8 protein-coding genes are annotated in these 12593 nt (G+C 75.2%); 6 read left to right on the plus strand and 2 right to left on the minus strand.

Annotated elements, in window-relative coordinates:
• Positions 1-38: 38 nt before the first annotated feature.
• Positions 39-4913 (plus strand): hypothetical protein, encoded by a 4875-nt coding sequence (locus ACIQ5Y_RS12660; protein WP_403878914.1) that lies wholly within the window; start codon positions 39-41, stop codon positions 4911-4913.
• Positions 4914-5031: 118 nt separating this feature from the next.
• On the plus strand, positions 5032-5877 hold the full coding sequence (locus tag ACIQ5Y_RS12665) for a VOC family protein (protein WP_403878917.1): 846 nt from the start codon (positions 5032-5034) through the stop codon (positions 5875-5877).
• Between the two features lie 6 nt (positions 5878-5883).
• Here ACIQ5Y_RS12665 and ACIQ5Y_RS12670 read toward each other — a convergent pair whose 3' ends face one another.
• Both ACIQ5Y_RS12670 and ACIQ5Y_RS12675 read right to left on the minus strand, forming a co-directional pair.
• A complete protein-coding gene (locus ACIQ5Y_RS12670) occupies positions 5884-7182 on the minus strand; it encodes a cytochrome P450 (protein ID WP_403878920.1) in 1299 nt (432 codons plus the stop codon).
• A 746-nt stretch (positions 7183-7928) separates the two neighbouring features.
• On the minus strand, positions 7929-8672 hold the full coding sequence (locus ACIQ5Y_RS12675) for a nucleotidyltransferase domain-containing protein (RefSeq protein WP_403878923.1): 744 nt from the start codon (positions 8670-8672) through the stop codon (positions 7929-7931).
• Positions 8673-8784: 112 nt separating this feature from the next.
• On the opposite strand from ACIQ5Y_RS12675, the gene ACIQ5Y_RS12680 reads away from it, so the two are divergent.
• The 4 genes from ACIQ5Y_RS12680 to ACIQ5Y_RS12695 all read left to right on the plus strand — a co-directional run bounded on the left by ACIQ5Y_RS12680 (position 8785) and on the right by ACIQ5Y_RS12695 (position 12495).
• Positions 8785-9987: a glycosyltransferase gene (locus tag ACIQ5Y_RS12680; RefSeq protein ID WP_403878926.1), complete on the plus strand. Its 1203-nt coding sequence runs from the start codon at positions 8785-8787 to the stop codon at positions 9985-9987.
• A gap of 256 nt (positions 9988-10243) precedes the next feature.
• Positions 10244-10774, plus strand: coding sequence for a DUF6643 family protein (locus tag ACIQ5Y_RS12685; protein ID WP_403878929.1), 531 nt, complete (start codon positions 10244-10246; stop codon positions 10772-10774).
• Positions 10775-10826: 52 nt separating this feature from the next.
• The gene (locus tag ACIQ5Y_RS12690; RefSeq protein ID WP_403878932.1) at positions 10827-11654 is read left to right on the plus strand and encodes an MOSC domain-containing protein; all 828 of its coding nucleotides are present in this window, start codon (positions 10827-10829) and stop codon (positions 11652-11654) included.
• 229 nt (positions 11655-11883) lie between these two features.
• Positions 11884-12495 carry a hypothetical protein gene (locus ACIQ5Y_RS12695; RefSeq protein WP_403878935.1) on the plus strand — a complete coding sequence of 204 codons (612 nt, stop codon included), beginning with the start codon at positions 11884-11886 and terminating at the stop codon, positions 12493-12495.
• Positions 12496-12593: the final 98 nt, after the last annotated feature.

Genomic DNA, 12593 nt, shown 5'->3' on the forward strand with positions numbered 1-12593 from the left:
GCGGGGCGCTGTCGGTGGCGCGTGCGACGATCCGGAGCATGATCGCCTCGCTCGAAGCCCTGTTGCCCGCCGCCGGTCCGCACACCTCGACCACCTACGCCGACTGGGTCGCCGCGCACGATCCGGGCGCCGAGCCGGTCGCGCGCGGTCTGATCGACGACATGCGCTCCGAACTGGGCCGGCTCTGGACCAAGCCGGGCGGGTTCGTCGACGCGATGGCCGTGCGGGCGCGGCGGCTGCCGCCCGCCCATCTGCCCTGGTTCTGGGACACGGTGGGGCACCGGCTGATCGGTTACGGGAGCCGGCCGGGCGGGCGGGCCTATGCGGCGGCCCGTGCGGCTGAGGCGGAACACGGGCTGCCGGTGGATCCCGGTTACCGACGGGCCAACGCGCTGCTGTTCGCCAAGGGCGGGGCGATGCCGGCCAAGGAGTTCGGGGCCCATCAGCGGTTCCTCGCCGAGACGTTGGAACCGGCCGCGGCGCACGCGGCGCTGGACGCGTTCCTGACCGCGTGGGCGGGCTCGTCCGCGGATCTGCCGGCGGATCTGGTGCGCCGGGTGCGGGCCTCTACGAAGGCGGCCGGGCACGGGGAGGAGGAGGTGGCCCGGCTGGTGGGCGCGATCCTGTCGGTCACCCGGAAGAAGTCGGTGCCGGACGCCCTGCTGACCGCCGCGGTACCGGTCCTGACGGCCCATCCGCCGACGGAGGAGGTCTCGGCGGCGCTGGTGGAGGTCTTCCCGGACGGGGCCACCGACGGCGGGGCGTGGCTGCGGATGCTGATCGGCTGCGGCGCGGCGCAGGCCATGGAGTCGGGCCGGGTGGTGCCGGAGGGCGGACTGCACCACTGGGTCGGGGAGTTCGTACGGATGTACCAGTACGCGGTCCAGTCCGGTGGCGGGGTCGGACGCCAACCCCTGCCCGGGGAATTCCTCGACTTGGTCGGCCGGTTGGGGCCCCGGCTGGGGGCGGCCGGCGCCCCGGTGACGCTGCACACGACCCGGCACCACTGGCAGGGCTTCGACGCGGACGTCCTGGACGCCTGCCTGGCGGCCGGGGTCCCGGTCGTCGACCCCGGCCCCGAAGTCGGCATGCGCTTCTGGGGGGAGCGTTCCCGGCGGGACCTGGCCGCGCTGGCCGCCGACCCGGTGTTCGGCCCGCGGCTGGAGGGGACCGTGCACGCGGGTCTGCTCCCGAACCGGACGGCGGCGGGCGGTCGCCGGGCCGGTTCGGCGGTGACGCTGCTGCCGGGCAACGAGGGCATCGCGAACGAGGTGGCCGGGCGGGTCGGCAAGCTCGTCGACACGGTCGCGGGCGGCGGTATGGCCGGGGCCGAGGAGGCCGTGGACGAGTTGGAGACCGTGCTGGACCGGCCGACGGTGTCGGCGCTCGGCGGGGTCGTCGACGCCCTCGCCGAAGCCTGCGCGGCGGGCGCGCTGCGGCGCTCGCTCGCGGCCGGTCTGCCGGAGGAACTGGCGTGGCCGGAACTGGAGTCGGTGTACGCGGAGTTCGCCGCCGACGCCGGGCCCGGGGAAGCGGACCGGACGCTGCCGGGCGTGGCGGGGGTGACCTCCACCTGGCCGGTGCTGACGGTGTTCGGGCGGGACCGGGCGGTCGCCGTCTCCCCCGACGGGGTCCGCGGCTCCTGCCGGTTCACGGTGCCCGAGGGGGCGACCATGTACGCCGTCCACTACGTCGGCGGCTCCTTCCTGGTGAGCTGGACCCTCGAGCGAAGCTTCTCCTGCGACACCGCCGTCTGGGCCGACCGGCCCGAGGAGCCCTTCACCCCGGAGGAGCAGAGCGGTCTGGTTCCCTTCGGCGGCAGTCTGGACGGGGCGTACGGCTTCCAGTTCGAGACCGCGGACGGCGGCGGGCGGCACGGCGGCCTGCGGGTGCTGCGCCCGGGCGGCACCGGGGGCATCGACAGGGAGGAGCTGCAACTCGGCGACGGCTCCCGGATCTGGAGCAACGCCGTCTTCCGCGACCGGCCGTGGGAGGTCGTGGACCCCGTCACCGGGGAGCGGCGGGGTGCGGCGGCGCTGCCGGACTTCCCGGGGCGCGCCGCGAACGCCGATCCGGCCGCGGAACCGTCCGAGGCCGGTATGGCCCTGGCCAGGGAGGCCCTGCAGCTGGCGCCGCTGCCCGCCGGGCTGGCCGGCTCCCCGCTGGGCAGCCGCGACGGCCTGGTCGGGACCCGGGTGCTGTTCCGCACCGGGCACCGAGACCCGGCGCCCAACCACTACCTCGTGGAGAGCATCGACGGGCGCACCGCCCGCTTCGACATCGACCGGCCGGGGCAGGAGCCCTGGGGGCTGTGGTCGCCGCCGGAGGGTGCGGTGGAGGACGTGGTCCTCGCCGAGGCGCAGACCCGTACCGGAGTGCGTGCCTACACCGCCGACGGCGTACTGCTGTGGGAACTGGACGGGCACCAGTCGCCCCACCACCCCCGGGTGACGCCCACCCGGCGGGTCACCGTGTCGGGCGGCGTGGCCCTGCCGCCGGCCTTCTGGTACCTGCTGCGAACGCGGGACGCGGCCGGATCGCGGGCGCTGCGGACCGTGCGGCCGGAGAGTGCGGACGCCTTGCTGAAGGCCGCCCTCGACGACGGGGCGGCCCTCGCCGGAGGGGCGGTCCCCGGCGGCTCGACGACCCCTGCCGGCTCGACGGCCCCCGGCGGCTCGGCGACCCCCGGCGACACGGCGACCCCTGGTGGCTCGACGGCCCCCGGCGGCTCGGCGGCCCTTCGCGCGGCCGTGGCCAGGGAGTTGCCGGAGGTCACCGACCCGGTCCTGGTCGAGGCCGTCGTGGCGGTGGCCGCGCGGGCCGCCCGGGTGGAGGAGCGGCGGCGAGCCCTGCACCGGCGCGTCGCCCTGCTCTCCGAGGCCCCGCCGGCCCTGCCGCGCCGGTCCGCGCCGGACACCGAGCTGATGCCCGCGCTGTTCGGGCTGGTGTCGGACGGGGGACGCGACCGCGCCCCGGAGCCGCCACTGCCCGCGACGCTGGCCGCGCTGGCCGCCGACGGCGCCGCCCTGGCCGGGACCATCCCGGAGGAGGTACGGCGGCTCTCGCCGCCCGCGCCGCCGCACGACTGGTCGCAGCTGCTCGGATCGATCGACTCCGCGGCCTGGCGGGCGGCCGTGGCACCGACCCCGGACGCGGAGCGGGCGGCGCTGCTCGCGCTCCTGGACACCTGGGCCGACCAGCCGTTCGCCCGTGCGGGCAGCACCTGGTGGGTGGGTCGCACCGACGGTTCCGCGGCCGTGGACGCACTGCGGGCCGACGGGAGGGCCGTGGCGTCGGCCGCCGTACGGGAAGGAGGTGCCCGGCACTGGTTCGTGACCCCCGCGGCCGACACCGCCGAGGACCGGGACGGCGAGCCGATCCCGGCCGCGGCCGCACAGGCCCGGCTGGTGCGGGTGGAGCGGGACGACGCCGCCCGGCTCCGGGCCCTGGTCGCGGCGGTCGAGGAGCACGGGCCGGTCCCGGTGCCGGAGTCCGCGGCCGCCCGCTTCGCCGAACTGACCGGCGTGCGCAGGGCCGTGGCGCGGCTCGTGGTGGCCGGCCTGGTCGGCCGGCCCGGCCGGGACGAGGCCCGCTCCCTGGCCTGCAAGGCCCCGTACAAGGCGACCCCGATGACCGCGGAGTCGTACGAGAAACTGCGCGCACGGCTCGGAGCCGCCGGTCGGCGCGCCCTGCTGTCCGCGGCCCTGCCCGAGGATCCGGCCGAGCTGTGGCGGCCGGGCGGGGTCACGGCGGCCGTGGAACGCATGGCCGGGGTGTGGCGGGACCTCCTCGGAGCCCTCCCGGCCGTGCACGACGAGGCGGCCGATGCCCTGGAGGCCGACCTGGGCCTGTCGGAGGTGTGGGCGCGGCGGCTCGCGGGCGGCTACGGAGCGGCCGATGACTCGACGGTGCCCGCGGTGGGCTGGGAGCTGGCGGCGACCCCGTACGGCACCGAGGTGGAGGTCAGGCCCCTGGCCCCGGCCGGGACCGAGCTGCGGTACGGCACTCCGGTGGGGCTGGAGTTCGGGCGGATCTCGAGCGCGCTGGTGTGGGCGTGGACGGACCGCCCCGTCGGTGATCCCGCGGTGGCCGGCGCACCGGCACTGTACGAGCGGCTCCGGGTCGAGCTGGAGCGTCCGGAGCTGCTGCTGGACCTGCCCGGCGGGGTGGTCGCCGACTCCACCACACCGATCGCCGAGCAGTTCGGGCCGGAGCGCCTGCCCGTGGCGATGGACCGCCGCAAGGAGAAGGATCCGGCTCCGATGACGGCGTACGACTCCGGCCCGCTGGTGGTGTGTGCGCCGGGGGGTGTCGCCTTCCTTCGACCCTCGGCGGTCACCGGCCCCGAGGTGTGGCGTCGGATACGCGCGATCACCGGTCTCGCGGCGGGCCTGGACCGGGTGGAGCCGCTGCTGCCCGGCGGCGCGCTGGAGCGGATGATGCTCCGGGCCGCCTCGGGAGCGGTGCCGGACGGCGCGTACGAGGCGGATCCGCGGCAGTCCTGCCCGGAGCTGGTCGCCCAGGTGGCGGTGGAGCTCGGCACGGGTACGGACGCGGCGGCGCTGTACCTCCAACTGGCGGCGCTGGCCGCACCGACCGACCGGAACGTGCGCCGCTGGAACGGCTGGACGGCCAAGCGTCACGCCGAGGTCCGGGCGGAGCTCCTGGCCACCGGCGCCGTGGTGGAGGCCAAGCGGGCACGGGCGGGCCGGAACCTGTTCCTGCCCGGGGCGTGGACCGAGCTGAAGGCCCCGCACTTGCCGCTGGAGACCGTGAAGCTGGCGAGCCACCGGGTGCGCCCGACGTGGCGGGGGCAGATCGAAGCCCCGTTCGACCGGGTGCTGCCGACGGCGCCGCTGCACGAGATGTTCGCGGAGGCCTGGGCCCGGACGACCGGCGGCTGCGGCGGGTGACGTACGCCGGGCGCACCCCGGACAATCCACGTGTAACCCACCGAACCGCATGTACGGTCACAATACGACCGAGAGCAATTCCGGAAGCGCGGGACGAGCGGGACGAGAGGAGGCTGCCATGGTGCTGGTGGCAGCGGATGTGCCGGGTGCGCCGTGCTGGCTGAGCCTGATGGCACGCGACCTTCAGGCTGCGGAGCGCTTCTACGGGGCAGTCCTGGGCTGGACCTTCCGGCGGGGTGTCTTCGGGCGGGCCTCCTCGGTGGCCGAGCGGGACGGCGTGGCCGTGGCGGGCATCGGGGCGATGGCCGGGGAACTGGCCGCGCCCGTGGCATGGACGGTGTACTTCGCCGTCAACGACGCCGACGCCGCCGTGGCCGGCATCCGCGAGCGCGGGGGCACGGTCGGGGTGGGGCCCGTGTCCTATCCGCCGCGCGGACGGGCGGCCCTCGCCACCGACCCCGAGGGTGCCGCCTTCGGCGTCTGGGAGGGCGAGCCCCTCTCCGGCTGGCGCGCGGGTGAGGGCGGGGCACCCGCATGGGTGGAACTGCACACCCGGAACGCCTTCGACGCGGCCGTCTTCTACGGCGAGGTCCTGGAGTGGGTCGCGCACGAGGACGCGGACGAGACCGACGAGGAGAACGAGCACGCGGATTGCTGCGAGGTCTCCTACGAGGAGGACCAGGTGGTCCTGCGACGCGGGGGCCACGCGGTCACGCGCTTGAACAGCGGCCCGGTCGAGGCGTCCGCCGACAAACCGCTGCTGAGACCCCGCTGGCTGGTCCACTTCAAGGTCCCGGACCTGAAGGAGGCGCAGCGGGCGGTCGTCGAGAACGGCGGCACGATCGTCCCGGACGCCGCCGGATGGCCCGGCGGTGAGCGCGTGACGGTGTGCGATCCGGACGGTGGCCTCTTCACCCTCGACGAGTCGCCCGCCGCGGCGGGATCCCGCTCCACCGCGAGCTGACGCCGGTCAGCGGCGTCCGCCGCCGACCATCTGGCGGCCGTGGTGACGCTCCGGCCGGGATTCGACGCCCATCACGAAGCCGCTGCGGGGCCGGGTGGGGATCCGGCTCAGCGGGATGGACAGGTCCTGCTGCGGTACCGCGAGGTCCAGGCGGGCCAGCGCCGGCGACAGCGTGCCGAGCAGCGCGAGGGTGATGTCCTCGCCGGGGCACCGGTGGCCGGTCCGGGCATCACCGCCACCTTGCGGTATGAGCTCGCCGCGGCCGGGCTCGTGGCCCAGGAAACGCGCGGGGTCGAAGTGGTACGGCCGTTCCCACAGCTCGGGGTCGTGGTGCTGCCCGTACACGTCGAGGAGGACCAGGGTCCCGGCCGGGATCCGATCACCGGCGTAGGAGAGGTCCTGGGCGGCCAGACCACCGATGAAGGGCACGAAGGGGTAGAAACGGCGGACCTCCTGCGCGAAGGCGAGCGCATAACCGGGGCCGTCCGTGCGCAGGTGGTCACGCTGGGCGGGGTGGCGGTGCAGCGCGTGCGCGGCGAAGGTGACGTACCAGGTGACGGCGACGGTCGGGCGGATGATGTTGAGGAGCTCCACGGCCGCCGTGTGGGGCACGAGCAGGGTGCCGTCCGCCTCACGGTGCAGGGCGACGGTCTGCGCCACCGTCCCCGAGGCGGCCGGACGGCGGTCCTCCCTCTCCGCCTCCGCGCGGATGCGGTCGACGGCGGCCATCAGGCCCTGTTCCTGGCGCTGCCGGGCGCGGCGGGCGCGGACGTGCCGGGGGCCCGCGGTGGCGAAGCCGTCCACCATGGCCACGCAGTCCTCGGCGATCTCACGGGCCGCGTCGTCCGGGACCGGCAGCCCCGCCCAGTCGCACACGGCCCCCGCGAGCAGGGCGGCCACCTCGTCGAAGAGCACCACGCTGCGGTCCTCCCAGCCCGCGGCGGCCTCGCGCCAGCCGTTCTCGACCCGCGCCGTGAGGCCGCCGATGCCGTCCGGTGCCATGAGCTGCGAGACCAGCATCTGTTTGCGCCCCCGGTGCCGTGCTCCGTCCAGGGTGTGCACCGCTCCCCTGCCGAAGAGGGTGTCGACCACCTGCGGCGGCAGGGCGTCGTGCCGCTGGATCCGGCCTTCGTCGTAGAAGAGGGCGACGGCGTCTGGGCCGTGCAGGAGCACTGCGTGCCGCCCCATGAGCCGGGTGTGCACCAGCGGCGCACCGTCATGGGCCCGGCGCAGGTCGGGGGCCCATGCGTAGCCGTGGGCGAGCAGGGAAAGCGTGCTGTCGATGAGGTGAACGTGACCGGACATACCCCGCGCCTACCCGACCGAGGGCCAAGCATTCCCCCGGCCGGTTCCCTGCGGGGCCGGTTCCCTGCGGGGCCGGTTCCCTGCGGGGCTCGGCGGTACGGGGCGGTACCTTGCGGGGCCCAGCGCAGTCCGGCTCCCTTCGGCCGGGCCGGTTCCCTGCGGGGCTCCGGGGTACGAGGCTCGCTTCGGCCGGGCCGGGTCGAGCCGGTCGGTCCGCGGGGCCGCGCCGGGGTGTCTCCTCGTCCTCGCGCCTGCGGGCACCGCCCGGCCGTGCAGGGTGGTTGCGCGCTCGTCCTGCGGGGACACCCCGGCCCGCCCCCACGCCCCTCGGCCGCGGCGCCCGCACCCTCGAAGCCGGCCCCGGCGGACCCATCGGGCCGTGCCGCCGGGGCGGGGACACGGCGGAGTGTCCCCGCAGGACGAGCGCGCAACCACCCCCACCCGTCAAAGCACTGCCCGCACGCGCGAGGACGAGGAGACACTCCGCCGGGGCACCGCCCCGACCACGCGCTGCCGCCCGGAGGCCACGCCCGTCGGGACACCCCCGCACACCACCGAGCCCCGCAGGGACACGGCACCGCCCCAACCACGCGCTGCCGCCCACAAGCCCACACCCACCGGGACACCCCCGCACACCACCCAGCCCCGCAGGGACACGGCACCGCCCCGACCACACGCTGCCGCCCACGGGCCCACACCCACCGGGACACCACCGAGCCCCGCAGGGACACGCAAACGCCCCGGCCTCACCGCCGGTCAGGCACGGCGGCCTCGGCAGGACTCCGCCAGGTGCGGCGGTAGCCCTCGCGCAGGGGCCCGCCCGTCAGGGCGAGGATCTCCGCGGCTGCCGCGAGCATCGGCGCCGGGTCCCCGGACTCGCACAGGTGGAGGTGCCCCTCCAGCAGCGCGCCCCCGCGCCGCGCGTCCGCCGCCCGCAGGCGCCGCGGCAGCCACTTGCCGCCCCCGGTCCACGCCCGGTGGTGGTCCAGGAGCAGTTCGGCGGCGCCGCCGAGCACGACCGCCGCCACCGCGAGCCGCTCCACCCGGTCCCCCGCGTCCGCGAGGTCGTCCAGCGCGTCCGTCAGCCCGTACCTCTTCGTTTCGACCGTCTCCGGGTCCAGCGCCGGCGGTCCCTCCCGGAGGTCAGCCTCGGCCGACTCCCGGCCCCGCCCGGCCTCCCCGTCCACGTCGACCAGGACGCGCCCGGAGGCGTACATGCTCTGCAGCACCCCGCGCCGCGCGGCGACGTCCGCCGCGAAGAGCTCCTCGCGTCCGGCACGGGTGTGGACGAAGAGCTCCACCAGCCGCCCCTCGAACCGGATCGTCTCCCGGTACGTCTCCCCGCCGTCCGGCACCAGCACGGCGATGTCCAGGTCGCTGGAGGCGGTGGCGCGCCCGGTCGCCGTCGATCCGGCGAGGATCACGGCGAGCGCGTCGGGGAAGAGGTCTGCGGCGAGACGTCTCGCCTGGTCCACCGGGTCCATGTCCATCCGCCCAGGGTGGCAGGGCAAGTGATCACGGACGACCCGGTTTTCCCGGCACCACCACCGCCACGGCGCGCAGGTCCGCGACACGCCCCGCAGGGCCCGGCACACTGCCGCCATGGGCCTCCTCACCGCCGCCGGCGGCGCCACCGCCGCCACCGCCGCGACCTTCGTCTCCCTCGCCGCCTGGCTCTGGCTCACGCTCGCCCAGGGCATGTTCTGGCGTACCGACGTCCGGCTCCCGGAACCCCGCACCGCCCCCGCCCGCTGGCCGTCCGTGGCGATCGTCGTGCCCGCTCGGGACGAGGCCGAGGTGCTCCCCCGAACCCTGCCGTCGCTGATCGCCCAGGACTATCCCGGCGAGGCCGAGGTGGTGCTGGTGGACGACGGCAGTACGGACGGAACGGCCGCCCTCGCGCTGGGGCTGGCGCGCGAGCAGCCCGGGTTGCCGCTCACGGTCGTCTCGCCCGGCGAGCCCGCCCCCGGCTGGACGGGCAAGCTCTGGGCGCTGCGCCACGGCATCGCGCACGCCCGCACCGCGCATCCCGCCGAACCCGAATACCTGCTGCTCACCGACGCCGACATCGCGCACGAGCCCGACAGCCTCCGCGAGCTGGTCGCCGCCGCGACCTCCGCCGATCTCGACCTCGTCTCCCAGATGGCCCGGCTGCGCGTGGTGAGCTTCTGGGAGCGGCTCGTCGTACCGGCGTTCGTCTACTTCTTCGCCCAGCTCTACCCGTTCCGCCGGATCAACCGCCCGGCCGCCCGCACCGCGGCGGCGGCCGGCGGCTGCGTCCTGCTGCGCACCGAAGCCGCCGTGAGGGCCGGGGTGCCCGACTCCATCCGGCAGGCGGTCATCGACGACGTGTCCCTCGCGCGCACCGTGCAGCGCTCGGGTGGGCGGATCTGGCTCGGGCTGGCGGAGCGGGTGGACAGCGTGCGCCCGTACCCCGTGCTCGGCGACCTGTGGCGGATGGTCTCGCGCAGCGCGTACGCGCAGCTCCGCCACCGGCCGCTGCTGCTGGCCGGCACCGTCGCGGGGCTGGTGCTCGTCTACCTCGTGCCGCCGGCCGCCCTCCTCGCGGGGCTCGCGACCGGACACCCGGCCGTCGCCTGGGCCGGTGGTCTGTCCTGGCTGCTGATGGCGGGCACCTACCTGCCGATGCTCCGCTACTACCGCCAGCCGGCCGTGCTCGCGCCGCTGCTCCCGTTCACCGCGTTCCTGTACCTGCTGATGACCGTCGACTCGGCCGTCCAGCACTACCGGGGACGCGGAGCGGCCTGGAAGGGCCGTACCTATGCCCGCCCCAGCGACGCCTGAAACAGGGAATCGCCTACGAACTATGGCCAAAACCAACGTCATCCGAGGTCACCGAGGTGTGACGCTCCGTCAGCAGCAAATCGGTGCACCACACAACCGGTGAGGACGAGTGGGACAAGGCGGTGCGGACGTGGCGAATCGTGCACGTGAACTTCAAGTGAAAGGTGAGGCTCTGACCTGCGAATATGCAGGTCAGGGCGGTGTTGGTGACACCTCGCTATGGACCCGGTGAAGTCGTGGGCTTAACTTATGACCCATGACCTCCCCCCGCTCCACTTATGGCGGCGGTTACTACTCCGCGCCCTCTTTCCCGGACACCCCCATCTACGACTCCCTCGTCGCCGAACGCGGCACTCCGCAGATCGCTCCGATCCGCGTTCCGGCCGCCTACGACTCCCCGAGTTCCGGGTATTCGAGCGGTGGGTACCTCCCGGCCCTCGCCTCCGCGCTGCCCGCCCTGCCGGCCGCGCTCCCCCCGGCGACGTCCCAGCAGCAGGCGCCCGCGTACGGGTACCCGTACCAGCAGCAGGCCGCCCCGCAGCCGATGCCGCTGCAGAACGCGCCCGCGCCGTACATCCCGCAGCAGCAGCCGGTCGGCGCCCGCGCCGGATTCGTGCCGCAGCCCCAGTTGCAGCCGCCCCGCCCGGTCGCCGCGGCCACCGGTTACGAGGCCATGCGCCCGGCCGCGCCGCGCCCGATGCAGGTTCCGGTTCAGGTGCCCGCGCCGGTCCAGGGTGCCTCGTACGAGGACCCGTACGGCCGCGCCTACCAGGGGCGCGGCTACTGACCGACCCCGTGACAGTTGCATGGACACCCGACAGGGCCGGCAATATGCCTCCATGTCGAACTTGCACGTCCATGCGCTCCACGTCCATCCCGTCAAATCGGTAGCGGGGACCGCTCCCGACGCGGTGGCCGTGGAGCCGTGGGGTCTGTCCGGAGACCGGCGGTGGGCGCTGATCGACACCGAGGGCATGGTCATCACCCAACGCCAGCAGCCGCGGCTGGCGTTGGCGTCGGCCCGTCCGGTGGGCGGCGGACGGATCGCGGTGTCGGCGCCGGGCATGGCGGAGCTGGTGGTGGAGGTGCCCGGACCGGGGCCGCTGGAACCGGTCGTCCTGTTCGGGCAGAAGATCGAGACGGTGATCGCGGCCGACGCCGCGGCCGCCTGGTTCGGCGAGTACCTCGGGATACCGGTGCGGCTCGCGTACATGGACGATCCGGCCGTACGCCGGCCCGTGGACCCGGAGTACGCGCTGCCGGGCGAGACGGTGAGCCTGGCCGACGCCTATCCGCTGCTGCTCACCACGCTCGCCTCGCTGGAGGCGCTCAACGCGCTGATCGCGCGGGGCGACCACCCCGAGGAGGGTCCGCTGCCGATGAACCGTTTCCGCCCCAATGTGGTGGTCGCGGGGGCGGAGGAGGCGTGGGCCGAGGACGGCTGGCGGCGCCTTGCGATCGGCGACGCCGAGTTCCGCGGGGTCCGCGAATGCGGCCGGTGCATCGTGACCACCACCGACCAGCGGACCGCGGAGCGGGGCAAGGAACCGCTGAAGACCCTCGCCCGGCACCGGCGGATCGGCAAGTCGCTGGCCTTCGGGCGGCAGCTGGTGCCGGTGCGGCTCGGGACCGTGCGCGTCGGCGACGAGGTCCGCATCCTCGAATGACCCGCTCAGACCCCCCGGAATGACACCTTCGGGGGGAGCCTTGCCCCGACTGGAACCAACCGGCCCGACCACGCCGTTGGATCAGTCGAGACAGGTGGGCAGCCGGCACGGGGATGGCACCGGATCGGGTGACACATGTCTCGCGCGTCCCGGAATGCGCGTTTCCGAGGGGTGCGGGAGGCTTGTACGCGCAGGCAGGCGAAGCTCGCGGGGCAGGGGGAGCCAAACCGTGTGGACGGCAATGGGTGTGTGGCGCTGGCGGCGCAATCCGCTGCGGCGTCCGACGGATCTCTTCGAGGCGTGGGTGGCGTTCGCCGCGCTGGTGTGCCTCCTCGTGGTGGCTCCGGCGCTCGGCTGGGTCGCGGGTCTCAAGGTCGACGGGACCTTGCAGCGGGCCGCGCACGAGCAGCGGCAGGAGCGGCATCTCGTGGCGGCGGTCGTGCTCCGGCCGGCCCCCGAGCCGGCCTCGGGCTCTTCCGCGGACCCGTCGGCGCAGCGCACGGCCCCGCAGCGGACGCAGATCGTGGCCTCGTGGACCGCGCCCGACGGCAGCCGCCACCAGGGCACGGTGCCGGCCGCGGAGGAACCGCCGCGGCCCGGCGACCGGTTCCGGATCTGGACCGATGCGCGCGGCCGGCTCGTGGGGCAGCCGCTCGATCCGTCCTTCGCCGCCCTGCACGCGGGGGTGGCGGGCCTGGCCATCGCGATCGGTGCGGCCGCACTGGTGGAAACGGTGCGCCGGCTGGTCGTACGCAGGCTCATGCATCGGCGGTACATACGTCTGGACCGCGCCTGGGCGGCCGCCGGTCCGGACTGGGGCCGGGCGGGCGCGGGCAGTTGACCTGGCCACTCAGCGGCGCCGCGCGCGCTACGGTGGGGCTGCCGGACCAGATCGATGGCATCGGCATCGGCGAGTACGAGGGCGGGGGCACGACAGCA

The sequence above is a fragment of the Streptomyces sp. NPDC096339 genome, from assembly GCF_044762985.1.
GTDB lineage: Bacteria > Actinomycetota > Actinomycetes > Streptomycetales > Streptomycetaceae > Streptomyces.

What these genes read in the sequence shown, in the direction of transcription:
- ACIQ5Y_RS12660 (WP_403878914.1), top strand. Translation starts at nt 39, where the DNA reads ATGATCGCCTCGCTCGAAGCCCTGTTGCCCGCCGCCGGTCCGCACACC.
- ACIQ5Y_RS12665 (WP_403878917.1), top strand. Translation starts at nt 5,032, where the DNA reads ATGGTGCTGGTGGCAGCGGATGTGCCGGGTGCGCCGTGCTGGCTGAGC.
- ACIQ5Y_RS12670 (WP_403878920.1), bottom strand. Translation starts at nt 7,182, where the DNA reads ATGTCCGGTCACGTTCACCTCATCGACAGCACGCTTTCCCTGCTCGCC.
- ACIQ5Y_RS12675 (WP_403878923.1), bottom strand. Translation starts at nt 8,672, where the DNA reads ATGGACATGGACCCGGTGGACCAGGCGAGACGTCTCGCCGCAGACCTC.
- ACIQ5Y_RS12680 (WP_403878926.1), top strand. Translation starts at nt 8,785, where the DNA reads ATGGGCCTCCTCACCGCCGCCGGCGGCGCCACCGCCGCCACCGCCGCG.
- ACIQ5Y_RS12685 (WP_403878929.1), top strand. Translation starts at nt 10,244, where the DNA reads ATGACCTCCCCCCGCTCCACTTATGGCGGCGGTTACTACTCCGCGCCC.
- ACIQ5Y_RS12690 (WP_403878932.1), top strand. Translation starts at nt 10,827, where the DNA reads ATGTCGAACTTGCACGTCCATGCGCTCCACGTCCATCCCGTCAAATCG.